At 57.9% G+C, this 25,008-nt stretch carries 28 protein-coding genes; 13 read left to right on the top strand and 15 right to left on the bottom strand.

The annotated features are described in order from the left end of the window. Positions 1 to 23: 23 nt before the first annotated feature. The 6 genes from SPHFLASMR4Y_RS14165 to SPHFLASMR4Y_RS14140 form a co-directional block, all read right to left on the bottom strand. Positions 24 to 581 carry a DUF421 domain-containing protein gene (locus SPHFLASMR4Y_RS14165; protein ID WP_089134124.1) on the bottom strand — a complete coding sequence of 186 codons (558 nt, stop codon included), beginning with the start codon at positions 579 to 581 and terminating at the stop codon, positions 24 to 26. 29 nt (positions 582 to 610) lie between these two features. Further along, positions 611 to 1,060 (bottom strand): hemerythrin domain-containing protein, encoded by a 450-nt coding sequence (locus tag SPHFLASMR4Y_RS14160; RefSeq protein WP_089134911.1) that lies wholly within the window; start codon positions 1,058 to 1,060, stop codon positions 611 to 613. 496 nt (positions 1,061 to 1,556) lie between these two features. Continuing rightward, a complete protein-coding gene (locus SPHFLASMR4Y_RS14155; protein ID WP_089134123.1) occupies positions 1,557 to 1,784 on the bottom strand; it encodes a hypothetical protein in 228 nt (75 codons plus the stop codon). Between the two features lie 70 nt (positions 1,785 to 1,854). After that, entirely contained in the window at positions 1,855 to 2,592 is a 738-nt protein-coding gene (locus SPHFLASMR4Y_RS14150) for a Crp/Fnr family transcriptional regulator (RefSeq protein ID WP_089134122.1), read from the bottom strand. Beyond that, positions 2,592 to 4,085 carry a sensor histidine kinase gene (locus SPHFLASMR4Y_RS14145; RefSeq protein WP_089134121.1) on the bottom strand — a complete coding sequence of 498 codons (1,494 nt, stop codon included), beginning with the start codon at positions 4,083 to 4,085 and terminating at the stop codon, positions 2,592 to 2,594. Before SPHFLASMR4Y_RS14145 ends, SPHFLASMR4Y_RS14150 begins: the two co-directional genes overlap by 1 nt. A 347-nt stretch (positions 4,086 to 4,432) precedes the next feature. After that, positions 4,433 to 4,723: a YqjD family protein gene (locus SPHFLASMR4Y_RS14140; protein WP_089134120.1), complete on the bottom strand. Its 291-nt coding sequence runs from the start codon at positions 4,721 to 4,723 to the stop codon at positions 4,433 to 4,435. A 173-nt stretch (positions 4,724 to 4,896) separates the two neighbouring features. Here SPHFLASMR4Y_RS14140 and SPHFLASMR4Y_RS14135 point away from each other — a divergent pair, with 173 nt between their 5' ends. Then, positions 4,897 to 5,676, top strand: coding sequence for a response regulator (locus tag SPHFLASMR4Y_RS14135; RefSeq protein WP_089134119.1), 780 nt, complete (start codon positions 4,897 to 4,899; stop codon positions 5,674 to 5,676). A 185-nt stretch (positions 5,677 to 5,861) separates the two neighbouring features. Here the strand turns inward: SPHFLASMR4Y_RS14135 and SPHFLASMR4Y_RS14130 are convergent, their stop codons facing one another. The 4 genes from SPHFLASMR4Y_RS14130 to SPHFLASMR4Y_RS14120 all read right to left on the bottom strand — a co-directional run bounded on the left by SPHFLASMR4Y_RS14130 (position 5,862) and on the right by SPHFLASMR4Y_RS14120 (position 8,862). Then, positions 5,862 to 6,452 (bottom strand): sigma-70 family RNA polymerase sigma factor, encoded by a 591-nt coding sequence (locus tag SPHFLASMR4Y_RS14130; RefSeq protein ID WP_089134118.1) that lies wholly within the window; start codon positions 6,450 to 6,452, stop codon positions 5,862 to 5,864. Continuing rightward, entirely contained in the window at positions 6,445 to 6,612 is a 168-nt protein-coding gene (locus tag SPHFLASMR4Y_RS17185) for a NepR family anti-sigma factor (protein WP_186265951.1), read from the bottom strand. Before SPHFLASMR4Y_RS17185 ends, SPHFLASMR4Y_RS14130 begins: the two co-directional genes overlap by 8 nt. A 329-nt stretch (positions 6,613 to 6,941) precedes the next feature. Further along, positions 6,942 to 7,424, bottom strand: coding sequence for a BLUF domain-containing protein (locus SPHFLASMR4Y_RS14125; RefSeq protein ID WP_089134117.1), 483 nt, complete (start codon positions 7,422 to 7,424; stop codon positions 6,942 to 6,944). A 49-nt stretch (positions 7,425 to 7,473) separates the two neighbouring features. Further along, entirely contained in the window at positions 7,474 to 8,862 is a 1,389-nt protein-coding gene (locus SPHFLASMR4Y_RS14120) for a mechanosensitive ion channel family protein (protein ID WP_089134116.1), read from the bottom strand. Between the two features lie 131 nt (positions 8,863 to 8,993). Between SPHFLASMR4Y_RS14120 and SPHFLASMR4Y_RS14115 the strand changes: the two genes are divergently transcribed. The 3 genes from SPHFLASMR4Y_RS14115 (at position 8,994) to SPHFLASMR4Y_RS14105 (ending at position 10,196) form a co-directional block, all read left to right on the top strand. Then, on the top strand, positions 8,994 to 9,437 hold the full coding sequence (locus SPHFLASMR4Y_RS14115; protein ID WP_089134115.1) for a PA2169 family four-helix-bundle protein: 444 nt from the start codon (positions 8,994 to 8,996) through the stop codon (positions 9,435 to 9,437). A 52-nt stretch (positions 9,438 to 9,489) separates the two neighbouring features. Beyond that, positions 9,490 to 9,675 carry a PLDc N-terminal domain-containing protein gene (locus tag SPHFLASMR4Y_RS14110; protein ID WP_089134114.1) on the top strand — a complete coding sequence of 62 codons (186 nt, stop codon included), beginning with the start codon at positions 9,490 to 9,492 and terminating at the stop codon, positions 9,673 to 9,675. Positions 9,676 to 9,791: 116 nt separating this feature from the next. After that, positions 9,792 to 10,196, top strand: a complete 405-nt coding sequence (locus SPHFLASMR4Y_RS14105; protein ID WP_089134113.1) for a YidH family protein — start codon at positions 9,792 to 9,794, stop codon at positions 10,194 to 10,196. Positions 10,197 to 10,419: 223 nt separating this feature from the next. On the opposite strand, the gene SPHFLASMR4Y_RS14100 is transcribed toward SPHFLASMR4Y_RS14105, so the two are convergent. Continuing rightward, positions 10,420 to 11,832 (bottom strand): phospholipase D-like domain-containing protein, encoded by a 1,413-nt coding sequence (locus tag SPHFLASMR4Y_RS14100; RefSeq protein ID WP_089134112.1) that lies wholly within the window; start codon positions 11,830 to 11,832, stop codon positions 10,420 to 10,422. Positions 11,833 to 11,926: 94 nt separating this feature from the next. On the opposite strand from SPHFLASMR4Y_RS14100, the gene SPHFLASMR4Y_RS14095 reads away from it, so the two are divergent. Further along, a complete protein-coding gene (locus SPHFLASMR4Y_RS14095; protein WP_089134111.1) occupies positions 11,927 to 12,811 on the top strand; it encodes a mechanosensitive ion channel family protein in 885 nt (294 codons plus the stop codon). 80 nt (positions 12,812 to 12,891) lie between these two features. Next, complete coding sequence (locus tag SPHFLASMR4Y_RS14090) at positions 12,892 to 13,506, top strand: GNAT family N-acetyltransferase (RefSeq protein WP_089134110.1); 615 nt, start codon at positions 12,892 to 12,894, stop codon at positions 13,504 to 13,506. Between the two features lie 226 nt (positions 13,507 to 13,732). On the opposite strand, the gene SPHFLASMR4Y_RS14085 is transcribed toward SPHFLASMR4Y_RS14090, so the two are convergent. Further along, entirely contained in the window at positions 13,733 to 14,995 is a 1,263-nt protein-coding gene (locus tag SPHFLASMR4Y_RS14085; protein WP_089134109.1) for a DUF2254 domain-containing protein, read from the bottom strand. A 258-nt stretch (positions 14,996 to 15,253) separates the two neighbouring features. Between SPHFLASMR4Y_RS14085 and SPHFLASMR4Y_RS14080 the strand changes: the two genes are divergently transcribed. Beyond that, entirely contained in the window at positions 15,254 to 15,754 is a 501-nt protein-coding gene (locus SPHFLASMR4Y_RS14080) for a c-type cytochrome (protein ID WP_260806984.1), read from the top strand. On the opposite strand, the gene SPHFLASMR4Y_RS14075 is transcribed toward SPHFLASMR4Y_RS14080, so the two are convergent. Together SPHFLASMR4Y_RS14075 and SPHFLASMR4Y_RS14070 are read right to left on the bottom strand one after the other, a co-directional pair. Further along, on the bottom strand, positions 15,755 to 16,330 hold the full coding sequence (locus SPHFLASMR4Y_RS14075; RefSeq protein WP_089134107.1) for a DNA-3-methyladenine glycosylase I: 576 nt from the start codon (positions 16,328 to 16,330) through the stop codon (positions 15,755 to 15,757). 50 nt (positions 16,331 to 16,380) lie between these two features. After that, the gene (locus SPHFLASMR4Y_RS14070; RefSeq protein WP_089134106.1) at positions 16,381 to 17,706 is read right to left on the bottom strand and encodes a methyltransferase family protein; all 1,326 of its coding nucleotides are present in this window, start codon (positions 17,704 to 17,706) and stop codon (positions 16,381 to 16,383) included. Positions 17,707 to 17,859: 153 nt separating this feature from the next. Between SPHFLASMR4Y_RS14070 and SPHFLASMR4Y_RS14065 the strand changes: the two genes are divergently transcribed. Further along, entirely contained in the window at positions 17,860 to 19,026 is a 1,167-nt protein-coding gene (locus SPHFLASMR4Y_RS14065; protein ID WP_260806983.1) for a PQQ-dependent sugar dehydrogenase, read from the top strand. 17 nt (positions 19,027 to 19,043) lie between these two features. Here the strand turns inward: SPHFLASMR4Y_RS14065 and SPHFLASMR4Y_RS14060 are convergent, their stop codons facing one another. Continuing rightward, complete coding sequence (locus SPHFLASMR4Y_RS14060) at positions 19,044 to 19,910, bottom strand: DUF1499 domain-containing protein (RefSeq protein ID WP_145955547.1); 867 nt, start codon at positions 19,908 to 19,910, stop codon at positions 19,044 to 19,046. A gap of 130 nt (positions 19,911 to 20,040) precedes the next feature. On the opposite strand from SPHFLASMR4Y_RS14060, the gene SPHFLASMR4Y_RS14055 reads away from it, so the two are divergent. From SPHFLASMR4Y_RS14055 to acs, 5 genes are all read left to right on the top strand, one after another. After that, positions 20,041 to 20,553: a GNAT family N-acetyltransferase gene (locus tag SPHFLASMR4Y_RS14055; protein ID WP_089134103.1), complete on the top strand. Its 513-nt coding sequence runs from the start codon at positions 20,041 to 20,043 to the stop codon at positions 20,551 to 20,553. Positions 20,554 to 20,600: 47 nt separating this feature from the next. Then, positions 20,601 to 21,161, top strand: coding sequence for a DUF1285 domain-containing protein (locus SPHFLASMR4Y_RS14050; protein ID WP_089134102.1), 561 nt, complete (start codon positions 20,601 to 20,603; stop codon positions 21,159 to 21,161). Beyond that, entirely contained in the window at positions 21,158 to 21,751 is a 594-nt protein-coding gene (locus tag SPHFLASMR4Y_RS14045) for a CoA pyrophosphatase (RefSeq protein ID WP_089134101.1), read from the top strand. Before SPHFLASMR4Y_RS14050 ends, SPHFLASMR4Y_RS14045 begins: the two co-directional genes overlap by 4 nt. Then, entirely contained in the window at positions 21,748 to 22,974 is a 1,227-nt protein-coding gene (locus tag SPHFLASMR4Y_RS14040; protein WP_089134100.1) for a CCA tRNA nucleotidyltransferase, read from the top strand. The genes SPHFLASMR4Y_RS14045 and SPHFLASMR4Y_RS14040 overlap by 4 nt, the downstream gene beginning before the upstream one ends. A gap of 75 nt (positions 22,975 to 23,049) precedes the next feature. Further along, the gene (gene acs, locus SPHFLASMR4Y_RS14035; protein ID WP_089134099.1) at positions 23,050 to 25,005 is read left to right on the top strand and encodes an acetate--CoA ligase; all 1,956 of its coding nucleotides are present in this window, start codon (positions 23,050 to 23,052) and stop codon (positions 25,003 to 25,005) included. Positions 25,006 to 25,008 lie beyond the last annotated feature (3 nt).

Below are 25,008 nucleotides of genomic sequence, written 5' to 3'. Positions count from 1 at the left end.
TTCGGGACCGGGCCGGTCGCTTGCTAGCGGGACCCGTTGCTGCGGTACCGTTCGCCGGCAATGACGCCTTTCAGAAGCTCGGGCTGGATATCGTGGTCATGGTCCGTGGCATGCAGGACCGACACATCTCCGGTCGTTTCAGCGACCACCGCGAGAACCTGCGAAAAATTAAACGCATTGGCCTCGCGCAGCTTTGCCCAGAGATCGTCCTCGGTCATCTTGGCCTTCTTCAGCTGGTCGTGCTGGATCTCGCCGCCGATCATGATCAGGCGCGGCCGATTGTCGGCCAGCGTTTGCAGACCGGGAAAGCGGCTTCTCAGCACCGCCATGCCGATCTGTAGCCCGAACAGGAATATGAGTGCAGCAATACCGTGCGCAATCGGTGGATTTTTCGAGAGGATGACGGAGCCCAGCACAGACCCGATCGCAACCGTGACGGCAAAGTCGAAACCGCTCATCTTCGAAAAACTGCGAACGCCGGCGAGCCTGGTGAGCAGGATTACCGTCACATACATCGCCGATGCCGACAGCGCGATCAGGGCGATCTGCTCCCAACCCGTCGTCGTCCATTCATTCAACATGGTCTTCTCCCCCGCCTTGACTCATATAATCAGGCGACTTCCTGCTTTTCTTCCGGCTTGCGCTCGTTGAAAATCCTGGCCAGCTCTTCGGCCCGTTCGTCCGACAGGTCTTTTTTGGCGGCCGCGAAGATTTCATTTTCTTCTTCATCCATATGATGCTCGAGCCGCTCCTTGAGCGTCTTGAAGCGCGCGAGCCATCCGGTGCTGCTGAAATCCATGTCCACCAGATCCTCGAAATAGTCGTCGGCTTCCTTGTGTTCGGCCACCGAATGGCGGCCCTTGTCCTGCAGATCGGGACGGGCCAGCATTTCGGCGTAGAGCGACTGTTCCTCGGCATTGGCATGAGCCGATACGTCGACCCGCAACTGTTCGAAGGACGCCCGGCGCTCTTCGGTATCGCCACTGGTATCGGCAACGCGCTCAAGCATTGCGCGGTGACGGTCATGATCCTGCTTCAGGCGGGTAAAAATATCGGTCATAATAGCTCCATCCATAATATTCTGATGGAAAGACGCGCGGGCCGTCATTTGGTTGCATCTCTCCGAAGCGCGATCCTGCTCCCGCCGGCCTGTTCGGCCGCTCATATCCATTTGCTCAGCGACCCGAACAGGCACAGAAAACCGCCAATTTCCGGCAGCACGAACCGCTATCGGGAAAAAAAGAAATAAAAATGCATTTTTCCGGGAACCAATTCCGGCCCCGACCGTTGCCTATATTGAATGAACATTAACCCCTGACCCGGCGTTGATTTCATTCCTCAAAAACCGGCTGGGAATTTTGCCCCTTCGTACGCCCCCCGTATACCAACGGACAAATTTCCCAGCCACCCCCCCCCAATATAATTTCCCGGAAGAAAGCCCCGCCAGGCCAGGACAGACTTGGTGAGGTGTGCGTTTGGCGGCCGCTGGCGAGCGTAGACAAAAAAATGGCCAGGACATGATGCCTGGCCATTGTTGTCGGTTGTTTTTGAAGAAACTATTCTTCGGAAGGCATTTCCACATCGACGTCAGGAACTTCGACGGTAACTTCTTCGGTACCCACTTCGACGTCAGCCGTATCGACGTCGACTTCAGGCAGTTCGCCGGCATCGCCGGAAACATCGACATCCATCGAGGGCATTTCGCCTTCTTCGGTGACATTGGCTTCACAGGCGGACAGTGCCAGCCCAGCGGTCAATACAGCCGCAATCGCAATTTTTCTCATTATGAACTCCCTTTAATGGTTCTGTGTGTTCAACGCCAAGATGCGCATAGAGTTCCCCGGCAGTCAAACATTATTCGCGACCCAGCCGCATACGAAACGCATCGAGGTGGAAATAAGAGGAATCAAACTGGCTGATCTCGGCCAGCCGCGCCTCGTCCTTGAACAGGATCCATCCATTGTCACGCGCCAGCAATCCATCCCGTTCCAGTTGCCGAAGCACGCGATTGGTATGGATCGGGGTCAGGCCCAGCGCATCGGCGATCACGGTCTGGGTCAGCGGCACGCGAAACCCGTCGCTGGTTCCGGCACCGGTTATCAGCACGCGCCTATAGAGCTCGAGAAGGAAGTGCCCTATTCTTTCGCGTGCTGTCTGCTTGCCGTTTCGGACGATCTGCTCGCGCAGGAAGGCCTCTTCCTGAACCTGCATCCACCAGAATGCGAGAGTCAGCTTGCCCGATTCGGTCAGCAGGCGCCGGAATTCGGCAGGCCGGACCGACAGGCCGGTCAGAGCCGTTACGGTCTTGACCGAATGGTCTGCCTCGGCCGCAACCAGCACCTGCAGGTCGAAAAAATCTCCGGGCAACAATATGTTCAATATTTGCCGGCGCCCGTCTTCCAGTGTCTTGTACCGGATCGCCCAGCCTTCCTTGACGATCAGCACACTGTCCATTTCCTGACCGGCGTCGATGATTTCGCTATTCTTGTCGAAATGCTGCTCCCGCCCCTGGATATCCATGATGACCTGCTGATCGGTCGCGTCAAGATCGGCGTAGAATGAAATCCGCCGGAGCAGCGCCTTTTGTGCCACTAGCGATACCGTGTTTCGTCAGGCGCTGGAAATGTGATGGTGCAGATCAGGCCATCGGCGGTCCAGTCCCGATCAATCTCCCCGCGCAGATTGCGCGTGATGCTGTGATCGATAAGCGAGGCGCCAAAACCGGATGCCGATGGCGGGGACGGTGACTGGGGCCCACCGCTTTCCGTCCAGCGCAATTCGACGATATCCTGCCCGTCTTCGTCGGGCAGGATGACCCATTTTATTTTGACCAGCCCGCTATCGGTTGTCAGTGCGCCATATTTCGCCGCATTGGTAGCCAGCTCATTGAGCACAAGCGACAATGATACCATCGCATTTTCTTCGAGAATGATGTCGGGCCCGAACCAGCGCACCCGCGGATAGGTCTTGCACAGGTCCCGCACCAGCGCGGCGAAGGATCCTGTGACAAAATTGGTGTCGAGCAGGATATGCTGCGCGCGGTTCAGCGCACTCAGGCGATGTTTGATCCGCTCGATATAATCATCGATGGATGTCGCCGAATTTTTGGTTAGCGTCATGATCGACTGCAGGGTTGCGAAAAGATTGCGGAGACGATGGTGGAGCTCGCGCGTGTGCAGACGCAACTGCTCCTGCTGGTCGACCGAATGGGTAATGTCCTTGTTGACCCCGGTCAGCGTCGGTCGCCCGTTCGCTTCGAGATAATCGCCATAGGCCTCGACCCAGCGAATCTCGCCGGAGGGCAGAATGATGCGGAAACGCACCTCATATTTTTCGCCTGGCGCTGCCGCGGCGCTCATTGCCTCGGTCACATCGTCGCGATCTTCCGGGTGGATACGCTCCATCGCGTCTTCAACCTGGGTCAGGGCCTCGCCGGCATCCTCCCCCCAGATTTTCATATAGGCGCCACCCCATTCGATCTTTCCCGTTTCCAGATCGGTGCGAAAGCTCGCGATATCACTCAGGGCCAGCGTCAGGTCGAGGTTGGACCGGTCCATGGCGGCATTTTTCTGCGCCTGCTCCCGCAAGCGGATTTCGCGCCGCAATTCAAGTTCGCTCATGACGATATCGGCCATGCTTTTCAGCTGATCGAGCTGGCTCGTGGTGATTTCGCCCCGCGAGGCCGTGTCCGCAAACCACAGCCCGCCCAGGATCATGCCATTGGGCGCAACCAAGGGTGCAGCTGCATAGAAACGAATGGACGGGGCACCGACGACGAGAGGATTTTTTCGGAAACGGGATTCCACAGACGCGTCTTCAACGACCACCGGCTCGCGACTGCCAAGCATCTCTCCCAGCAGCGAATCCGCGCGGTCAATCGGTTCGTTGTCCACACCTATGGCTGATTTCAGATGTTCCTGATCTTCATCGATCAGGGAAATTGATGCGATCGGTGCGGCGAAAATGTCAGCGACCAGGCGAGTGATACGATCGAACGCCTTCTTTCGCACATCATCCATCACGGGGAAGCTGCGAAGCGTCGCCAACCGTTCAACTTCCAACGCCGGTTCCAAATCCCCGGTCATCTGGTCACCGTCTTCATGTCCAACCCCTTTTGTTACTGACTCTGAAGCCGTTCTCTAACCAACGCTCAAGTGGTAATTCTGTTGCGTGGCTTTTGCCCGACAGGACAAGCAATGCTTCCATTGACTCAAATGCCCTGACGGAAGCGTTGGCATGTATAATGATGCGCCTGCAAAATCACCCCATTTGATTAAAAATCGCTACCCGTCATACTGACCACCCGGTTCGAGAATTGACTGGAACATGGTCCACCGCGTGACGGGCACGAACCTGTAATTCCATCGCAAAGTCAGAAAAAGGGCTGCGAGATATGAGTCCTGCAGCCCTTTGAAAGTCTCGGCCGGACGCTTTAGCGCCGGGACATCAATGCCCCGACGAGCAGACCGATCCCGGCAGTTGCGGCGATGCTCACAATCGGGTTTTCCTTGAAGGTCGTATGCGCCTTCTGGCGTCCCTTCGTTCCCGCTTCAACCGCGTTGGTGCGGGCGGCTTCAAATTTGGTTTTTGCATTGGCGCGCAATTCGGAGGCGTTTGCCTTGGCATCGGCCTTGACGGACTTGGTCAAGGTTGCCAGATCATCTCTCAATGTTTGCAGATCCGTTTTTACCGCACCCAGCTCTTCGGAATAATTGCCTGTCATTTCTTTTTCTCCATATTCGGTCTAATGATCCAATGATAAGTCAACGAACGACGGGCGAATTGGTTCCGACGCGAGCCTGCAAGCAGCGAATTCATGTTTCGCCCGCATAAAAAAATTTTGCTGGAACCCTATTTCCCGTCATGCGTAGGGAAGCCATCACGGAGATATAAAATATGTCTCTAGCACAAAATCTGAAACCGCATCTTCCCTATCTACGGCGCTATGCGCGGGCTTTGACCGGCAGCCAAAAGAGCGGCGACGCATTTGTCAAGGCAACGCTGGAAGCGATTATCGCCGATCCGGAACCGGTTCCGGACAATAATGATGTGCGGGTTCATCTCTACCGGGTCTTTGCGAGTATCTGGGAGAGTGCCCATGTCAGGGTATCTGACGATCCGGATGACAGCACCGCGCAAAACCGCCTCAATGCCATTCCTCCGATCAGCCGGCAGGTGCTGCTGTTGACCGCGCTGGAAGGCTTTTCGGTTAGCGAAGTCGCGAAAATTGCCGATGTTGGCGAAAATTCGATCAACGATCTGCTGGACGATGCCATTGCCGAGATCGACAAGGAAATCCGGTCGGATGTTCTGATCATCGAAGACGAAGCGCTGATTTCGATGGAATTGCAGCAGATCGTATCCGGACTGGGACACCGTGTCTGCGGCACCGCGACAACCCACAAGGGCGCTCTCGAAGCGGTTGCCAATGCGCAGCCGAGCCTGGTGCTCGCCGATATCCAGCTGGCGGACGGAAGTTCCGGCATCGATGCGGTCAAGGATATATTGGAGCAGATTTCGGTCCCGGTCATCTTCATCACCGCTTTCCCCGAGCGCCTGCTCACCGGAGAACGCCCGGAACCGACCTTCCTGATCACCAAACCGTTTCAGCCCAATGCCATTCGCGCAGCGATCAGCCAGGCGCTGTTCTTTTCGACGGCAAAGCAGGACGCCTGATCGCCCCTCCCGTCACGATTGACAAATGACAGAAGAAGCCTCGCTACCGGCCCGGATTTCCAAGCCGGTAGCGAGGCTTTCCTGTGAAGGCGCCACTCTCGCGCCGATTGGGCCAGAGCCCGATAAGCACCGGCATTATGATTCAATATGGTTGAATATAGCGCAGTTGGCGAAAGCCGGACGGCCTAGGACGTAATTTTCTCGACCGCGCCGATAATATTCTCGAGCGCTGTCGCGGTCATATTGTCATGACCGTCAGACGCAGAGGTGAAACGCCCTTCGGCCAGAATGGCCTCGAGCGACTTGCGGGCCCGGGACACCCTGCTTTTCATGGTACCGACGGCGCAATTGGCGATTTCCGCCGCTTCCTCGTAGGAATAGCCGCCTGCGCCAACCAGAATGATCGCTTCACGCTGGTCATCCGACAGCTCCATCAGCCCCCGCTGCAAATCAGCGAGATGCAAGGGTTCCTGCTGGGGAGCGGGCGCCGAAAGCACCCGTTCTGCAACCAGTTCGTCATAATTTGCGCTGAATTTCTTGCGGCGCATTCCGGAAAAAAACGTGTTCCGCAGAATGACGAATGTCCAGGCCCGCATGGAAGTACCGGCAATGAACCGGTCTCGCGCAGCCCATGCTTTCAAAAGTGTGTCCTGCACAAGGTCGTCGGCAAGATCACGGTCACCTGACAGACTCCGGCCAAAAGCACGCAAGTGCGGAATCGCTTCCGTCAACTGCTGCTTGAACTGCGCCGGCGGTAACGCCTGGGGCTTATTCATTTTCGTCCGGCCGGCTGGATTTTACGTCACGGGTGTCGTTTTCTTCCAGCTGGTCCAGAAGCGCCAGCATGTCGTCGGGTAGCGGCTCGTCCAGAACACTTGAATACATGTCCTTCAGTCCAAGGCCTAATCTTTCTTGCATGTCTTCCTTGCTTTTCACCGGCATTTCCTTTGACTTTTGCCCTGTGCTATCCGGTCCAGAGGAACCTGATATATCAGTTTGATTTTTTTTCGAGCCCGTCAAACCATGCCTCATTTTTCCTTGCTTGAAGACAGAACACCTGATGTTCGGAAAGGTTGCATATAAATTTTTCCGGCGAATGTCCAACGGAGTGCGCAATTCTCCCGCACTTTGGCGGGAGAGGATGACATCGCAACGCTGGACGAGGGGGATAAGCAGCAACCGGATTGGACACATCGGTCGGGAACCGTCATTCACACCTGTTCAGAAATCTCGGCCTCGCATGCACGCCGATCCCCGTCCGCCTGTCAGGCTGACAATTGCAGGCCGAGCGAGCCGAAGCTGCGGAACAATGTCCGGGTCAATTCGGATACGGAAATTTCGTCGAGAATTTTGGAGAGTTCCGGCTGGGCACAATTGTGCGCGCCCGGAAAATAACGGCCCGCAATATAATGCTGGGAAAATTGCCTGCTTTCGGATTCCCGGTGGTCAAGGATGGTAACGCCGCTATGCCGGTCGTCCTGACCGATATAGTATATCCGGTCCCTGACAGCAGCCCGATCGCCTTCGAGGCATTGCATGAAATTGAAGCCATTGGAGAGAAGCAGTCCGGTTAATCCGAACCGCTTGTTATTGCGTTGCGTGATGCTCATGATCGCGAGGTAATCGTCCCGATCAAGCCCAGGTTTTACGGTGCTCACAAAAATGAGCGAGGTAATCGAACGAGACGACACGCAAAGCTTTCTCAAGATGGTCAATTCCACAGCCAGAAAGATGACTGGCAGGCTCATTAGACCGATTGATTCCGTTTTGCGCTAACATAGGTTAGCCAGCCGCCCCTTATTCCACCGGCTGCTGGTCATCGAGCAGGTCGGCCGAACCGTCGTCGGACCGTTCTGAATCGACCAATTTTTCGACATGATCCTCCGGAGACACATCAAATTCCTCTTTTGCATGGACCCTGCCCGGCTTGCCACCACCCCCGTCAGTCGCCTCAAGCGAACCGCTCAGGTCCTTCAACTGCGGTGGTCCGTTATCAAAGCGCAACCGGTATATCGGCTCCGGCAAAGCGAAGCCGGATTCTTCCAGGGCGTTTTTGGTAACGCGGATCGCCGCACCGCGGGCCTTTTTGAAATCGCTGTCGCGCTGGTCGATCCAGCCGTGAAAAGCGATCAATATATTGGAGTCACCGACTTCCCTGATCTCCGCCGTGGCTTCGGGGTCGTCGAGAACAAAATCCTGACTGTTAATCGCCCGCAGCCCCGTTTCGATGGCCGCCGCCGGATCATCGTCCGCATCGACGCCCAGTTCAAAGCTGAACCGGCGCTGGGGATTGCGCGTAAAATTCAATATCTCCGCCTTGAACACCGTGGCGTTGGGAATGCGCAAATGGTTTCCGTCAAGGGTCATCAGAATCGTTGCCCGGGAGGTCAGCCGCACGACCCGGCCCTCCTGATCCCCGACCCGGACATGGTCATTGGCGCGAAACGGCTGGCGAATGCTCAGCATGATGCTCGACATGTAATTGTCGACCGTATCGCGCAGGGCAAATCCTACCGCCAGTCCGATCACCCCGGCTCCGCCAAGCACTGCGCCGAGCAGTGCCGTCGCGTTGAGAATATCCAGGCCGACGAATATTCCGACCATGATGAAAAGGATGCGGACAAAGCCGGAGATCAGCTCGGCCAGGAATATATTCGGTGTCACGCGTTTCCAGAAACCCATGCGCGAAGCGAGGAAATGGCCCAGCAGGCCGATCACTATGGCGGCGAGAAACGCTACCCCGATAAGCGGCAGAGCCGACAGGAAGCTCTGCAAACTGTCGCCGAATTTATCGACCACCGGTTCGACGTTATTGCCAACCGACAGATCCCGTTCGAACTGCGACTCCACCGTAACGACACCGGACACGCGCTGGGCAATGGCTTCTGCCCGGGCGGCCGAAGCCGTGTCGGCTATCGGTCCGGACAGACGAACGACCCCGGCATCGACCGAAACAGCAACATCCTGCAATCCCTCGATTTCCCGGAAGATACCGCGCAGCCGGTCCGCGATGGCGACATCATCGCTGCCATCCGCCACCGGATTGATAGCCGGCTCCGGCTCCTCCGCCTGTTCGGCCGACGGAATCTGGGCGCGTGCCCCAAAATCGACAGAAAGACTGGTGGCAGGCGGGGCGATGGCTGCGACCAGAAAAAGGGCCGTCAGGATACAGCGATACAGGGACATAATATTCCAATCAGCAATATTCGCATACGCCAATGCATAGCAAAGGTTCCTGCAAACGGGAAAAATTTAGTTTGGAACCGACCGGCCTGCCCACGGTTGGTTGTGCATAAATAACGCAACACGAGGTTGATATGACACATAACGCATCCACCGATATCTTGAATGATATTCTGGAGACACTGATCGATTCCACGCATGGCTACGAGAAAGCAGCCGAGATAGCGGAACGCACCACCTTCAAGAACTTCTTCTCCCGCCGCGCGGCTTCCCGCCGGGCAATGGCCGCTGCCGTTCGTGAGGAAATCACGAAATCCGGCGGTACACCGGAGAGCGATGGCACGATCCTGGCGTCGGCCCATCGCGTGTTCATGAACTTGAGCGCTGCCTTGCAGGACAATGACGAAGCCGCAATCGAGGCCGTCGAGACAGGCGAGGAATATCTGCGCAAGAAGTTCGAAAAGGCGCTGACGCAGGATGATCTTTCGGTTTCGGCCAAAAGCTTGCTGCGCAACTATCAAGGTGAATTGCGGGCCGACGGTCGGCTGATCGATCATCTCGAAGAGGCGACATCCTGAACGCGCACATTCGACAATATCTGGCAACATTACCTAAACAAGGAATTTTATCATGGAATATGGAATTATTGGACTTCTGATCTTGGCTCTGGATATCTGGGCGCTGCTGAGCGTCTGGGGCAGCGGATCCTCGACCGGCGGCAAAATCATCTGGTCGCTGATCATCCTGATCCTGCCGGTTATCGGTCTGATTTTGTGGTTCTTCGTTGGACCACGAGGCAGCGCACGGGCAATCTAGCCTTCATCTATCTCTGACCAAGCACATAGAGCCCCGGCATATTCCTTTTGGATGAATGTCGGGGCTTTTGTTATAGTTTCGGCGCACGCTTCTGAGGCGCCACCGGGGAGACAGGCATGGCAACGGACACATCCAGCACCGATCTGGCAAGCGAACGCACGGATCTTGCGGAAGACCGCACCGAATGGGCCGAAGATCGAACGATCATGGCCAATGAACGAACATTTGCAGGCTGGATGCGCACCGGACTGGCGGCCGTCGGCATCGGCCTCGGTTTCAATGCCCTGTTCGGCAAGCTTGAACCGCCCTGGCTACCCAAGGCCATCGCCACCTTGTTCATGATCATCGGGATATTCATCTTCTGGGTCGCCCAGCGCAACGGGTGCGCCGTGCAAGACAGGCTCAACTCACACCAGGCCACTCCGGTGAAACCGATCAACATGCAGATCATTTCCGGCCTGATGGCATCCGGAGCCATCGCCTTGATTGTCGCCATCTGGACAATGAACTTCGACCGCTAAATCAGCCTTCCGTTGCAACCTAATCCCCGTTCGTCGGTAGATAGAGTGAACTTCAAACAACGAACCCAGGAGAAAGACGTGCGTTATATCATCAGAACCATCGCTGCCGGTGCCATTTCCGTTGCCGCGAGAATCATCATCAAGAAAATCCAGCAGAAAAACGAAACCAAGCCAGGCGAAACCGCGGCATAGTCACCACATATATATGGCTGGCTCGGGGACCTCAAATGATACCCGCGATGACATCATCGGCCCGCTTGGGATCAAGGATATCATTGTCCGCCAGCCATTCCTCTACCGCCCCGACATCCGGCGTCTCGTAGGGCCCGAGACCCCGTCCAGGGGTGTTCAGCCTGTCGATTGTCGCGATCAGGGAGCCGGTTTCCTCCAACAGGCTCCCAACCTCCCTCTCTTCCACCCCCAGATGCTCGGCCAGAAGATCGTTCCGCACGCGTGCGATCTGGCTGGAAATCTCATCGCCCTCGAATTCCGAGGCATCGATGGCGACGTCGCATTCGCTGTCGAAACCGAGCGAACGGTTATTAAAATTGGATGATCCGATACGGATATAGCGGTCATCGATTATCATGATCTTGGCATGGACATAAATCGGCGTGCCCGCCTCGTTAAAGGGGTGGAATATCCGGAAACGTCCATATTTGTCCTTCGCGCGCACCGCCTCAAAAAGTCGCGCACGCGTGGAGTCCATGATTTCCGACTCAAGCCATCCCTCCGCACTTTGCGGGTTCAGGATTACCACTTCAGGACCGTCGGGCTCGGACAGTCGCGCTGCAAGGGCAGCGGCAATACGGGCGGACGCAAAATACTGGCTTTCCGCATAGATAAAATCCTTGGCCGCAGCAATCAGATCAAGGCACAGGTTTTCAATCTCGTGCACGCCCAGCTGATCGTCCATTGTCGGCATCGTCCGCGCGATGGCGACCGGGCAATCGGTAAAGTCCGCCTCCAGATCTTTCGGCCAGCAGTCGCCTTTTACAGTCACAGCCTTGATTTTCTTGCCACCAGCATCCTGCCAGTGCTGCACGGCATATTCGGACAAGGCGCAGGCGACTGCACCCTGCACCACCATCGCCGCGTCGTGCCAGGGTCCGGCGTCATTGCCGTCCGGTTGCAGGCGATGGGAGTCCTTGTCCTCGTGCGCGCGCGTATCCCAGCGGTTGTTGGTTACATCAATACCACTGCAAAAAGCCGTATCTTCGTCAATGGCGATGACTTTCTGGTGATGGGCTGCCCCCACCGGATGATGGGAATCCAGCTTGAAATGCACCCGCGGATGAAAATACCACCGGATCAGCGTCAGCAGGCCATTGACGCGAAAAAAGGATTTCAGAGCCCCGGTATCCCAGCGCAGCACGTAGATATTGAGATCCCGGTTCTTTTTGAGCAACCAGTCGAAATAGGCGCCGATCTTCAGCGGCCCTTCCGGCTCTTCTGCCGTGTCATGCATCTCCACGCGTTCGTCGAAATCCCAGCCCAGCAACATGATGCGCTGCCGCGCCTGTGCGAGCGACTTTCGGACCGCGCGGAAGTAATTTTCACCATCAATAAGGACCGCCGACCGATCCGCATGCTCGACGCGCCAGCAATTTTTCCCGGGTTTGAACAAGTTTGACATAAGCGATCAACCTTTTCCGCAGAATAGAGTTCCCGGCTGCCTGCGCTTATATGCAATATATGCAACCAATTTATGATCCACGCGTTTAGAGCGCATGGATAATCAAGCAGACCAGTCGTTTAATACGCTCCAGATTCTAGTCACACAATTGCGATCCATGGGGGAAGGCATTGTCAGCCTCCTGCCCAGTCTTGTTATCGCCCTTGTCCTCATCATCCTGACCTGGATCGTCGCACGATTCGCGACCAAAATCGCCGATCGCCTGACCGCCAGGACCAAAATGCGCCCGTCGCTGCGCGAACTGGTGGATACGCTGGTGAGAATTGCGATCTGGGCAGTCGGGCTGATGATAGCCCTGACAATCCTGCTGCCGGATTTGACACCCGGGAGCCTGATCGCCGGACTGGGCGTCGGGACCGTCGCCATCGGCTTTGCCTTTCAGGATATTTTCGAGAATTTTCTCGCCGGCATATTGATCATGGTGCGCGAAAAAATGCGGATCGGCGACTATATTTCGTGCGAGGGCATCGAAGGCCGGGTCGAGCAGATATTGTTGCGGGAAACGCATATCAGAAAGTTGTCAAACGAGCTGACGATCGTGCCCAATTCGATATTGTTCAAAAATCCGGTCGAGATTTTGACCGATCACGACCGCCGGCGGCATGAAGTCGTGGTCGGCGTTTCCTATGACACCGATCTGGAGGAAGCGCGTCAGGTCATCCGCACAGCTGTCGAAACGGCTGACGCGACCGACAAGGAAAAACCGGTCGATATCTTTGCCTGTGAATTCAACTCCAGTTCCATCGACTTCAGGCTTCGCTGGTGGTCGGGTTCGGCGCAGCGCGATATGCACGAAAGCCGCGATGCCGTCATCCGTTCAGTCAAGCGGGCTCTGGACGAAGCGAATATCGAGATTCCTTTCCCCTATGTCACCCATACATTCAAAGAGGCCGTCCCGGTGGCTTCGGAAGCCGATTGATGCTAGTCTCCAACTGGCAACCGGCGCCGGGACGGGCACAGTCTGCGGCAAATATCGGCAGTGCGGCGAGGAGAAAGCTGATGTCTGCTCCGTGGTCCTTTCAGAACCAGATTCAATCCGTCGACGCCAGGCTCGACAATGGCACCGGGATTTGCCTGCGCCGTGTGCGTCAATCGGATATGGAGGAAATCGAGCAGGGCATCCGGCAAATGTCGGACCAGAGCCGTTATTTGCGCTTCTTCTCGGGATCGAAAAGCATGTCCCCGACGGTTGTCGAAAGACTGGCAAACGCGGACGGGATCAACCATCTCGCCTGGGGCGTGATAAATATGGATGCGGAAGGCCGTCCCGCAATTGCGGCGGCGCATGTCTTCCGCGATGAACAAAGCGTCGACACCGGCGAGTTCGCGATCGCGGTTCTGGACCCCTATCACGGTCTCGGCGTCGCCCGGATCCTGATGACGGCGCTGTTTCTTGACTGCTATTGCGAAGGGTTGCGGCAATTGCGCATCGATATGTTGCGCGACAACAAGAAGGCCTATCGGCTGATCCGGGCGGTCGGTGCGACGCCCAGCCTGATGGAAGGATCCGTCGCTCAGTATAATCTGGTGATAGAAGACGCGATTACAGCGCTGCAAAAAATGGAAAGCCCCTCGGCAATCCCGGATATATTCGCCGCCTTTTCAGCCGGCTGAACAGAGCGGGCCGGACGGCGAGCCGGCGCATTTGATCCTCTACAGAAAAAAATCACAGGCGCGGAACCCTCTCCATGCTGCTGCGTTATATGTGTAATCGATGGGCGATGTCCGAATTCACCTTCGACCCAAAGGTTTGCGCCGGATAGCGCGGTCATGACGAGTAGCGTATGTCATGGTTCGCGTTGTCCGGCCTTTCAATATCGTGATCCCGACAGCTTGTAATTTAGCCATTGCTGCCGGCAGCCACCTTTTTCGATCTTGCCTTCAAATCCTCTATGTCGGGCTTGTGGACTATCGTGTCGAGCGCCCTTGCCAGAGCATCGCGGGATGCCTCCGCAGCGGCCGCCGAAAACTGATCGGGCCAGGATTGTGCCAGAGCCAGCAGACAGAGCTGAATGCGCTGCTGGACTTCCACCATGCCGGACCCGTCCCGCGCGATCTTGATGAAGAAATCGGTAAACAGATCTTCCACCTCTATTTCCGGACCGTGGATGCTGGCATATTTGGCATCTTCCGGCTCGGCGCTGGCCTCCGCCAGCACTTCGAAACAGCGCAGGCCGCTATCGAGCACCGAAATAGCCGTCCCCGGATCGTTCACTGCCGGTGACAATGCCCGGGAAGCGATCTCCGAAAGCACCACCAGTCCGAACCGGGGATCCTGGTCGAAGCTGCGATCATGTTCGACCAATATACTGTCCCGAAACGCCTGCAAATCTGCTTCTTTTACACTCCCGCCAGACAGATAGAGCAACGGGCGGGCCGGGTAGATGAGCTTGCCGGGATGGATGGCCAGATGCACGGTGACATCGTGTTCCGTAGCTGCTTCCTGAAGCTGGCCCATGTCGATCGATGTCACGACACCGCTGGCGATATCACAACGGACCGGGAGAGCATCCTCCGGGATGGCGACGGGTGGCCGCGCATTCAGATGGGGGTGCTGGCCATGCCAGCGGAGCGCCTTCGATGTGGCCCGCTCGACCCGCTCGATAAGGTCGTTCATCCGTCCGAACGTGGACAGCTGCTGTATCCAGTTGATCAGGGTGCCGGAGATGATCACGATCACGGCGATGGTGGCAAAGAACAGGATGATGCGGCCCTTGTCATCATAATAGCCGGCGGACAATCCAATGATGCCGACGATGCTGAACAGAAAGGTCCCCAGAAAGGTCGACAATGCGTTTTGCGAACGGTCATCGGCCAGCATCAGCGCTATGGTTCTCGGTGTCGCGGTGCTGGTTGCAGAGCCATAGGCAGACACCATGATCGACACGGAAAAGGCGATAACCGCCAGCATGCTGGATGCCAATATGGTCAAGATATCACCGACCGATCCGCTGGCGATTTCAAGATCCGCTTCGTAGGGGATCAACGGACCTACCAGTTCTGCCGCAACCGCAGCGGCAATCGCGCCAATGCTGAACAGCATCGCCCGAAACCAGATTTTCTCCGGCAGCCGTGATATATATTTCTTCAGGACCAATAGCATGCGCCGCTCTCTTTCAACCGTATAATCCGGCACTCCGTCAGCGCCCCGTTTCCAGTGTTTTTACAAGAACGGACGATAGCGGCTTTTTCCCGGCCCGACCAGCGCGGCTTCCGGCCCTCGCGCCACCAGCGGTAAAAGATTTGCCCCCGTCGCGGACAAGGGAATGATCAACCCTTTAATTTGGGATCAATCGGCACTAGGCAGCAGGGACAGGAATTTTGCCTTCAACATCACAGGACTGGGAAGAATATGGCCGGCATGAAAACGTTAAGCTCATTATTGGCTTTGGCAATTGTGACCGCTGGCTGTTCTGGTGGCGGCACGGACAGCGGCGGATCGGCCCCGGAGACTGGCGGGGCGACCCTGTCGGAAGCGGCAGCGCCCGCCGATAGCAATGCACCGCCACCGGCTGACGATGTCGCCACGCTGGACGGCGTCGCCTATGCGAGCCTGACCGGTGACGCCGCTTCTGGCAAGACCGCCTTCATGCAGTGCCGCACCTGCCACGTGGTCGATCCGGGAATGAACCGCGTCGGCCCGTCACTGGCCAATATTGTCGGGCGCAAGGCCGGTACGATCCCGGGTTTCAACTACAGCAAGGCCAATGCCGACAGCGGCATCACCTGGACCGAGGAAAAACTGTTCCAGTTTCTGGAAAAACCGCAGCGGGTGCTTCCGAAAAGCAGAATGATTTATGCCGGCATGCCGGACGCACAGAAGCGCGCAGATCTGATCGCCTATCTCAAAAACCCGGGCTGATCAGGCCTTCCAGCATCCGGCGAGATGATCGTCGGTCATCCCGACCGCCTGCATATAGGCATAGATGATGGTGCTGCCGACAAAGCTCATGCCGCGCTTCTTCAATGATTTGGAGATCGTGTCGCTGATCGGCGAGCTGCTCGCCATTTCCGAGAGTTGCGTCGGCCGGTTGACCGGCGGTGCGCCGTCGAGATGGCCCCAGAGCCATGTATCGAAGCTGCCGAATTCCGCCTGCATATCAAGGAAGACCTGCGCGTTTCTGCGCACCGCGTAAATTTTCAGCCGGTTGCGGATGATGCCGCTATCCTCGCGCAAGGCTTCCAGCTCATCCTCTTCCATCGTAGCGCAGCGCCGGACGTCAAAGCCATGAAAGGCGCGGCGATAGCCGTCGCGCTTGCGCAGCACGGTTTCCCAGCTCAGGCCGGCCTGCGCGCCTTCCAGGATCAGGTTCTCGAACAGCAGCCGGTCATCATGAACCGGCACGCCCCACTCCCGGTCGTGATAGTCGCCGTAAAATTCCTTGCCCGCCTGCCCGCCAAAGCAGCGCTGTTTTCCGTCGGTTCCTGTAACAGTCATCGCTCCGGATTAGCCGCTCCGGGCGGCTCCGACAATTTGAATCCGCCGGTCTATTCGGCCGGCTGGATTCCCGGCTCTTCTTGCCGGTCCGATGGCCACCAGCCGATGCGGCGCTTGATCCGGTTCAGCAGCCGGGGAACCGGCGCATTGCGATCCATCCATTCGGCATATTCCTTATAGGCGGGGTCGCTGAGCAGATGTTTTTCCTCGGTCTTGGCGCGCCAGTAATAGACGCCGCTGACCGCCGCTAACAACACCGTGTTGCGGACAAAATCGGTGATGCTGCCGGAGGTTACCAGAAACGGCATGGTGGCCAGCCACCAATAGGCATTTTTCGCGACATAGGCCGGATGCTTGGTCCAGCTATAGGGGCCATGGGTCAATATCCCGCGGTGGGTGAGATTGGAGAAACGCAACCCGAAGGCGACTGTCGCCCAGGCATATATGGCGGTAAGAAACACCAGAATACCGCCCCATATCCAGAGGATCACGGTCTGGCCTTCAAACCAATAGGCCCAGTCAGCGGTGTTGACATGATAGTTGAGCGGCCCGTTATCGCCCATCAAGATGAACGGCGGATAGCAAATAAGGGCGGCAATCCAGCCCGCCATATAGGGATTGGCCGTGCGGATATGGGCATCGAGCGGCTTCATCGTCAGCAGATAGCCGACTGTGGCAAACTGGACGTCGACCACGAACATCGCGATGATCAGCCAATGGGCGATTGCCACCGGATTGCCCGCCAGGCCGGCAAGATCCAGCCGGACCAGATCGGCAAAGCCGCCGGGCACGATCGAAAGCATGAACGCCAGGAAAAAGCCCTTCACCGCCCAGGCGCGAAGATGATGATAGATTCGCTGCCGGTCAAACTCGCTTTTCCGGCCCGTAAGCAGCTGGCCAAAATGCCACGCGCCGTCGCGCGGATCGATGGCAAAACGGTCCATGAACAGGACATAGGGAATCGACAGCACGAACAGCCATGGCGCCACTGTCTCCATGATCTCCATCGAAAACTGATATTGCCCGGTCCAGTACCAGCGCCCGACACAGTAAATAGTGGCGATAATGCCCCAGGTCGCCCAGAGGCCGGCCAGCTTGACCAGACTGATGTCGAATATCGCTTTCAGCGGTTTCGGGTTTGTCCAGTCCATGCCAGTGGTCGGCCGCAAATGCACCTTGTCCATCAGCAAAGACCAGATCACCATAGGTGTTGCGCAGGCCAGACAGGCGGCAAGCGCGGAATAGGGACCGTCCAGACCATATTGGCGTGCGATCAGGACCCAGCACGCCAGTCCGATCAGGCCAGCCACGCCCACGCCATGGGAAACCGCCGACCGTGGTCGCGGATCATCGCTACAGGATTTTCGTCCAAACATGCGCCAGCCTTAACCAATAATGGTAAGCAAGCCGTGAACAGCGAAATTCCGCGGCAAAAAACATCGGATTGGCCTAGGAAAATTGCCACGCCTCTCCTATACTGAAGTTCAGAGAAAAGTGGTATGCACTTGACGATAAAACACGGAAACCTCATGAAAAATCTTGGACTTTCGCTATCGATCGCAATCTTCATGGCTTCCTGCACCAATGGAGAAAATGCGCAGACGAATGCGGGCGCTTCGACGGAAGCACAGGCTCTCGCCGATATATCTCCGGTGGATCGCAAACCTTTTGAAACCACGGCAATTGCCAGCTTCGACGAACCATGGGCGATGACCTTCCTGCCGGACGGACGGATGCTGGTCAGCGAAAAAGCCGGCACGCTGCAACTGGTCGATGCCAAGGGACAGAAAAACGAAATCAGCGGCGTGCCCGAGGTGGCATATGGCGGTCAGGGCGGCTTTGGCGATATCGTGCTCGCCCCCGATTTTGCGACCAGCAATATGGTCTATCTGAGCTGGGTAGAAGCAGGCGAGGACGACAGCAGAGGTGCCGTCGTCGGGCGTGCCAGGCTGGACCTGTCCGGCGCGAAACCAGCGTTGAAAAATTTGAGAACCGTGTGGACGCAAAAGCCGAAAGTCACCGGCAAGGGCCATTATTCCCATCGCATAGCCTTCTCGCCCGATGGTGAATATCTCTTCATCGGTTCCGGCGACCGCCAGAAATTCGACCCTGCCCAGGACATGGCGGCCAATCTCGGCAAGATTGTCCGGCTATATCCCGATGGCAGCATTCCCAAGGACAATCCCTTTGTCGACCAGGACGGCGCGCTGCCGGAAATCTGGTCACTGGGCCACCGCAATATCCTCGGCCTTGCCTTTGACGGCAAAGGGCGCCTGTGGAATCAGGAAATGGGTCCGAAAGACGGTGACGAGCTCAATCTGGTGCAACGGGCCGCCAATTACGGCTATCCGGTGGTGTCGGAAGGCGACCATTATGATGGCCGGGAAATTCCCAACCATGATAGCCATCCCGAATTCGAGGCACCGAAAGTGGCATGGGTGCCGACCATCGCGCCCAGCGGACTGATCTTCTATTCCGGTGATCTGTTTCCCGCATGGCGCGGCAGCGCGTTTATCGGCGGCCTCGCAAGCCAGGCGCTGATCCGTGTCAGTTTCGAGGAGGATAGCGCCAAGGAGGCCGAGCGTTTTCTGATGGACGCCCGCATCCGCGAAGTGGAACAGGGCCCTGACGGGGCGATCTATGTGCTGGAAGACGGCAAAGGCGGCCGGCTGCTGAAACTCACCCCGGCCAAATAGCGCCCGCTACCCGCAATTCATTGCGAAGCGGCGGTCGTTGTTCCCGACAGATCGCTCAGGAAACGGCGGACGCGCTTGGCATTGGCGCCGATATCGTGCACGCCGACCCGGCTGACCGAGCGCATGTCGATGATGCTGGCAGCCCCGTTTTCCGCCGAACGGGCGCGAATGACGACGTCATCCTTGAACCGGAACAGCGAAATTGTGTCAGTGGCCTCGAGACGGCCGGACGCCGGATCGACACTGACAATCTCCCAGCCGCGATCTTCCGCCAGCCGCTGGGCTTTTTCAATCACCACGGCGACCGGCTGATCGATACGGACGGACCGGATGTCGGGATAGGCATCCTGATGCACGGTCGCCCAGCGCTGGCGCGGGTTCATGCCGCGCATGTCGCCATCATCCGCTCCGGGGATATTGTCCCAATTGTCATCGCGCAGGCTGAGCGCCGTAAACTGCGGCGGGTCGGCGAGATCGGTGGTGATGTCATGAATGGCGGGCAAGGTGGCAATCGCCACAACATAGGGAATCCAGAACGCCAGAAACCCCAAGGTCGCGACCATTCCGAGCCCCAATAGAGGCAAGCGCGTCTTGCGACCCTTGCGCCGGTTCAGCACGATGAAGATGATTGCCAGTAGCAGCGTGAGTATGGCGACCAGAATGATCCACGGTATGGCGCCCAGACCGGCCTGCCAGCCCCAGAAGCCAAAGCCGCTGCCAGCGGCGGCGATGAGAAATGCGAGAGGCGCGCCCAGACCGAGCACCAGAATCAGCCAGCCCTTGGGATCCCGGCGCAGAGAGCCAAGCCTGCCCGGCTTTGCTGACGCGGTGGCGGCTGGCGTTTCGCCCATTGATGGTTTTACTGGCTCATTCTGGTCCGACACGCACAAACTCCCCTTAACAGATCAATCTTTTAGCTGGCGCGTTCCAATCATGCAAATGCAACCTATACGGCTCGACTTTTGCCGCAAAGCGGAGTAGCGCGCGCTTTTCCTGATATACGAGACCAACGACTTGACCAGCATCATTCCTCTCGCCGAAATCGATCCGCAACTTGTAGAAGCGCTGCTTGACGCCGCCTTTGGCGCGGACCGACACGACCGCACCGCCTATCGCCTGCGCGAAGGCATGGATATGCTTGAAGGTCTGTCGCTGGCCGCTGTGGATCAGGAAAAGCACGAACTGCTCGGTTCCATCCAGTGCTGGCCGATCGCCCTCACCGATGAAGAGGGCAAGAAATACCCGATGATCATGGTCGGACCGGTCGCAGTTTATCCCGATTTCCAGCGGGAAGGCATTGGCCGGGCGATGATGACGGCGCTGCTGCAGGAAATTCAGCCGAATGACCCGCTGCCGCTGGTGATGATCGGCGACCCTGAATATTATGAGCGCTTCTTCGGCTTTTCAGCCGAGGGAACAGCCGGATGGACGCTGCCGGGGCCGTGGGAGCCCTCGCGTTTGCTGGTCCGCACCGACAACCCGGAGGCTTTGCCGAAGACCGGCACGCTCGGCCCCTGGACCAGATAAGGCGACTAGGCCTTTACAGAAATGGCGGCGGGCAATAGTCCGGTCCCATGCCCTATACGCCACCCCCCGAACTGGCCTCGCTCTCGATCACGGAAATCGCGGAACTGGCCGAAGCACAGAAATTGCCTCCCGTCGACCAGTGGGAGCCAAAGGAAAGCGGCGACAGCGAGATGCGGATCGCCGCAGATGGCAGTTGGTATCATCAGGGTGACCCGATCCAGCGTCCGGCCATGGTGCGCGCCTTTTCCACGATTCTGCGGCGGGAAGCGGATGGCAGTTTTGCACTGGTAACGCCCTATCAGAAACTGGGTATAGAGGTTGAGGATGCACCCTTTGTCGCCGTCCAGCTGGAAAGTCAGGGCAGCGGACCGGACCGGACGCTCGCCTTCCGGCTCAATACCGATCATCTGGTGGTCGCGGGTGCGGACCATCCGCTCCGCTTTGGCACCGACAAGCCGCAACCCTATATCCACGTCCGTGGCGGGCTGGAGGCAGTGCTGGCGCGCCCGGTCTATTATGAGCTGGTGGAACTGGCCCTGGCAGAGGATCAGGATCCGCTGGGCATCTGGTCGGCCGGTGCGTTTTTCCCGATGGTGTCCGATTCATGACTCTGCGCGACCGGCTGGAGCAGGCGCTGGCAAAAGGGCATGAGAATGATCTAGACCACCTGCTCTACAACGAACGGGACCATATCGACGATCTGAAGATTCTGCGTGACGCGGCAGTGCTGATCGCGGTCACCGACCGCCCCGATCCGGGCGTCATTTTCGTCCAGCGTCCCCAGCATATGCGCAACCACCCCGGGCAGGTGGCCTTCCCGGGCGGCAAGATTGATCCGGAAGACCACGATCCCATCGATGCGGCATTGCGTGAAGCGCACGAGGAAGTTTCGCTCGATCGCAGCCATGTCGATGTCATCGGTCTGACCGACAGTTTCCAGTCGGGCAGCGGCTACAATATCCAGCCGGTGCTCAGCGTCATTCCGCCCGACCTGCCCTTTGTCGCTGACCCGACCGAGGTGGAAAGCTGGTTCGAGGCTCCGCTCGAATATCTTCTCGACCCGAAAAACCGCACCACCCATGAAGGCACATGGAACGGGCGCAAGCGGCATTATTACGAAATTTACTGGCAGGATTATCGTATCTGGGGAATTACGGCGGGCATCTTGAACAATCTGGGAAAGAGGCTGGACTGGTGACGGGAACACTACCGCCGGCAGAATGGACACAAAGGTCCGGTCTCGCAGAACTGATTGCGGCGCTGGATGGCAGGGCGCGTTTCGTCGGCGGGGCCGTTCGCGACACCTTGCTGGGTCTGGCGGTCAAGGATATCGATATCGCCACCCCGCTGCTGCCGGAGGACGTGATGGAACGGCTTGCGGCCGTGTCGATCAAGACCGTTCCCACCGGCATAGCCCATGGCACGATCACTGCGGTTCTGCCGGACGGCCCTGTCGAAATCACCACGTTGCGGCGCGACGTCTCAACCGACGGTCGGCGGGCGACCGTCGCCTTCAGCGATGACTGGAAAGAGGATGCGGCGCGCCGGGATTTCACGATCAACGCGCTGTCCGCCGATCCCAGGACGCTCGAGGTGTTTGATTATTTCGGCGGACGGGATGATCTGGAAAATCTGCACATTCGCTTCATCGGCTCGGCCGGGGAGCGGATCGCGGAGGACCATCTGCGGATCATGCGCTATTTCCGCTTTCTCGCGCGCTTCGGCCAGCAGCAGGTGGACGAAGAGGCTTTTGCAGCCTGCACCGCAGCGGCCGCAAAGCTCGAAACGCTCTCCCGCGAGCGGGTGGCGGACGAACTGCTGAAACTGCTCGCCACAGAGGACCCGCGATTTGCGATCGGACAGATGCTGGATGCCGGAATATTCCGGCATATCGTCGATAATCTTGACGGGGATGCCGGAAAGAATATCAACCGGCTGGTCGAACGCGAGCAACAGCATCAGGTGCCGCCCATGGCCATCCGGCGGCTGGTGGCCCTGCTACCCAAACAAGCGGACGAAGCGGGCGCTATTGCCAAGAGCCTGAAACTGTCCCGGAAGCAGCAGAGAGCGATCGACGAACGGCTTTTGGGCGTGCAAGAATCCCGGGGCGCTGGTTCGGCGGCAAGTCTCGCCGACATCCGCGGCTTTGCCTATCGGACCAACGTGGAGTGCGCCCGCGATGCCGCGCTGCTGTTCGCCACGGACAGCGCGCTGCCAGAGCTGCTGGACGCGCTCGAAGGCTGGCAGCCGCCGGTCTTTCCGCTGACCGGCGGCGACCTGATCGAGCGGGGCCTGAAGCCGGGACCGGTTGTCGCAAAAAGCCTGGCGAAGATTGAATCGGCGTGGATCGCACACGGATTTCCCGATGCAGAATGGATCAGACAATTCATCACCGAACAGGACTTGACGCGCCTGCCATGAGCCGGAAAACCGGCGACGAAAAATTTTGCGGCTAACCAGCCGTTTTGAACTGATGCCGAAAAGGAGAGATAAACGATGACGGACATTGCGGAGAACCAGGACCTGGTGGAACCGATCCCTTCCCCGCGCAGCGATGCGCCAACCCATTGCTCGGCAGCGGACTATGACCGCCTCTATCAGGAAAGCATCAGCGACCCCGACAATTTTTGGGCGCGCCAGGCTGAGCGGCTCGACTGGCAGACTGCCCCCACGACCATAGCCAACTGGTCCTACGATCCGGTTGCGATAAAATGGTATGAAGACGGCATTTTGAACATCTGCCACAATGCCGTTGATCGCCATGTCGCAGCCGGCAAGGGCGATGTCACCGCGCTGATCTTCGAACCCGATGATCCCAAGGCGCCAGGCCGCACGATCAGCTATGCCGAGTTGCAGGCGGAGGTCATAAAAATGGCCAGTTGCCTGAAAAAGCTGGGCGCAAAAAAGGGCGACCGGATCACCATCTACATGCCGATGATCCCGGAAGGCGCCTTCGCCATGCTCGCCTGCGCCCGTATCGGTGCGATCCACAGCGTCGTGTTCGGCGGCTTCTCCCCCGATGCGCTGGCCGGACGGATCGAGGATTGCGACAGCAAATTTGTGATCTGCGCGGACGGCGGATTGCGCGGTGGCAAGCCGGTACCGCTAAAAGCCAATGTCGACGCAGCGCTCGAAAAAGTGTCGGTCGACGCTGTGCTGGTGATCAGCCATACCGACAGCGATGTCGCCATGACCGAGGGGCGCGATCACTGGTATCATGATCTGTCGACAGACGTGCCCGCAGAATGCCCCTGCGAGCCGATGAACGCCGAAGACCCGCTGTTCATTCTCTACACGTCCGGCTCGACCGGCAAGCCCAAGGGCGTATTGCACACGACCGGCGGTTACGCGGTATGGGCGGCGACCACCTTCCACTATGTCTTCGACTATCAGCCGGGCGAGATATTCTGGTGTTCGGCCGATATCGGCTGGGTCACCGGCCACAGCTATATCGTCTACGGGCCGCTGATCAACGGCGCCACCGAGATCATGTTCGAGGGCATTCCCAACTATCCCGACCATGGTCGTTTCTGGGAAGTGGTCGAAAAGCACAAGGTCAATATCTTCTATACCGCTCCAACCGCGATCCGCGCGCTGATGCGGGAAGGCGACGAACCGGTGAAGGCGCACGACCGCTCGTCCCTCCGCCTGCTCGGCACCGTCGGCGAACCGATCAATCCCGAAGCCTGGCGCTGGTATTATGACGTGGTTGGCGATGGCCGGTCGCCGATCGTCGACACCTGGTGGCAGACCGAAACCGGCGGTATCATGATCACCACCCTGCCCGGCGCTCATGGCATGAAACCGGGCAGCGCCGGCAAGCCGTTTTTCGGCATCCAGCCCCAACTGGTCGACGGGGACGGCAACGTGCTCGACGGTGCGACCGACGGCAATCTGTGCATCACCGCCAGCTGGCCGGGCCAGGCACGCAGCGTCTATGGCGACCATGAACGGTTCATCCAGACCTATTTCAGCACCTACAAGGGCAAATATTTCACCGGTGACGGCTGCAAGCGGGACGGCGACGATTATTACTGGATCACCGGTCGCGTCGATGATGTGATCAACGTCTCTGGCCACCGCATGGGTACGGCTGAAGTCGAAAGCGCCTTGGTCTCGCATCCCAAGGTCGCCGAAGCAGCTGTGGTCGGCTTTCCGCATGATATCAAGGGACAGGGCATCTATTGCTATGTCACGCTGAATGCGTGCGAACCGGCATCCGACGACCTGGTCGCCGAATTACGCGGCCATGTCCGCAAGGAAATCGGCCCGATCGCCACGCCGGACCATCTCCATCTGACCCCCGCGCTGCCGAAGACCCGCAGCGGCAAGATCATGCGGCGCATCCTGCGCAAGATCGCCGAGAATGACCATGGCGCGCTGGGTGACACTTCGACACTGGCCGATCCGAGCGTGGTCGACGCGTTGGTCGAGGGGCGGTTGAACAAATAGCCG

This window comes from Sphingorhabdus sp. SMR4y (assembly GCF_002218195.1).
Classification (GTDB): Bacteria; Pseudomonadota; Alphaproteobacteria; order Sphingomonadales; family Sphingomonadaceae; genus Parasphingorhabdus.
This window is presented reverse-complemented; position numbering and strand designations above follow the sequence as displayed.

What these genes read in the sequence shown, in the direction of transcription:
- SPHFLASMR4Y_RS14135 (WP_089134119.1), top strand. Translation starts at nt 4,897, where the DNA reads ATGTCTCTAGCACAAAATCTGAAACCGCATCTTCCCTATCTACGGCGC.
- SPHFLASMR4Y_RS14105 (WP_089134113.1), top strand. Translation starts at nt 9,792, where the DNA reads ATGGCAACGGACACATCCAGCACCGATCTGGCAAGCGAACGCACGGAT.
- SPHFLASMR4Y_RS14075 (WP_089134107.1), bottom strand. Translation starts at nt 16,330, where the DNA reads ATGACTGTTACAGGAACCGACGGAAAACAGCGCTGCTTTGGCGGGCAG.
- acs (WP_089134099.1), top strand. Translation starts at nt 23,050, where the DNA reads ATGACGGACATTGCGGAGAACCAGGACCTGGTGGAACCGATCCCTTCC.
- SPHFLASMR4Y_RS14045 (WP_089134101.1), top strand. Translation starts at nt 21,158, where the DNA reads ATGACTCTGCGCGACCGGCTGGAGCAGGCGCTGGCAAAAGGGCATGAG.
- SPHFLASMR4Y_RS14090 (WP_089134110.1), top strand. Translation starts at nt 12,892, where the DNA reads ATGTCTGCTCCGTGGTCCTTTCAGAACCAGATTCAATCCGTCGACGCC.
- SPHFLASMR4Y_RS14165 (WP_089134124.1), bottom strand. Translation starts at nt 581, where the DNA reads ATGTTGAATGAATGGACGACGACGGGTTGGGAGCAGATCGCCCTGATC.
- SPHFLASMR4Y_RS14130 (WP_089134118.1), bottom strand. Translation starts at nt 6,452, where the DNA reads ATGAATAAGCCCCAGGCGTTACCGCCGGCGCAGTTCAAGCAGCAGTTG.
- SPHFLASMR4Y_RS14155 (WP_089134123.1), bottom strand. Translation starts at nt 1,784, where the DNA reads ATGAGAAAAATTGCGATTGCGGCTGTATTGACCGCTGGGCTGGCACTG.
- SPHFLASMR4Y_RS14100 (WP_089134112.1), bottom strand. Translation starts at nt 11,832, where the DNA reads ATGTCAAACTTGTTCAAACCCGGGAAAAATTGCTGGCGCGTCGAGCAT.
- SPHFLASMR4Y_RS14065 (WP_260806983.1), top strand. Translation starts at nt 17,860, where the DNA reads ATGAAAAATCTTGGACTTTCGCTATCGATCGCAATCTTCATGGCTTCC.
- SPHFLASMR4Y_RS14050 (WP_089134102.1), top strand. Translation starts at nt 20,601, where the DNA reads ATGCCCTATACGCCACCCCCCGAACTGGCCTCGCTCTCGATCACGGAA.
- SPHFLASMR4Y_RS14115 (WP_089134115.1), top strand. Translation starts at nt 8,994, where the DNA reads ATGACACATAACGCATCCACCGATATCTTGAATGATATTCTGGAGACA.
- SPHFLASMR4Y_RS14095 (WP_089134111.1), top strand. Translation starts at nt 11,927, where the DNA reads ATGGATAATCAAGCAGACCAGTCGTTTAATACGCTCCAGATTCTAGTC.
- SPHFLASMR4Y_RS14120 (WP_089134116.1), bottom strand. Translation starts at nt 8,862, where the DNA reads ATGTCCCTGTATCGCTGTATCCTGACGGCCCTTTTTCTGGTCGCAGCC.
- SPHFLASMR4Y_RS14125 (WP_089134117.1), bottom strand. Translation starts at nt 7,424, where the DNA reads ATGAGCCTGCCAGTCATCTTTCTGGCTGTGGAATTGACCATCTTGAGA.
- SPHFLASMR4Y_RS14140 (WP_089134120.1), bottom strand. Translation starts at nt 4,723, where the DNA reads ATGACAGGCAATTATTCCGAAGAGCTGGGTGCGGTAAAAACGGATCTG.
- SPHFLASMR4Y_RS14080 (WP_260806984.1), top strand. Translation starts at nt 15,254, where the DNA reads ATGAAAACGTTAAGCTCATTATTGGCTTTGGCAATTGTGACCGCTGGC.
- SPHFLASMR4Y_RS14110 (WP_089134114.1), top strand. Translation starts at nt 9,490, where the DNA reads ATGGAATATGGAATTATTGGACTTCTGATCTTGGCTCTGGATATCTGG.
- SPHFLASMR4Y_RS14160 (WP_089134911.1), bottom strand. Translation starts at nt 1,060, where the DNA reads ATGACCGATATTTTTACCCGCCTGAAGCAGGATCATGACCGTCACCGC.
- SPHFLASMR4Y_RS14070 (WP_089134106.1), bottom strand. Translation starts at nt 17,706, where the DNA reads ATGTTTGGACGAAAATCCTGTAGCGATGATCCGCGACCACGGTCGGCG.
- SPHFLASMR4Y_RS14145 (WP_089134121.1), bottom strand. Translation starts at nt 4,085, where the DNA reads ATGACCGGGGATTTGGAACCGGCGTTGGAAGTTGAACGGTTGGCGACG.
- SPHFLASMR4Y_RS14085 (WP_089134109.1), bottom strand. Translation starts at nt 14,995, where the DNA reads ATGCTATTGGTCCTGAAGAAATATATATCACGGCTGCCGGAGAAAATC.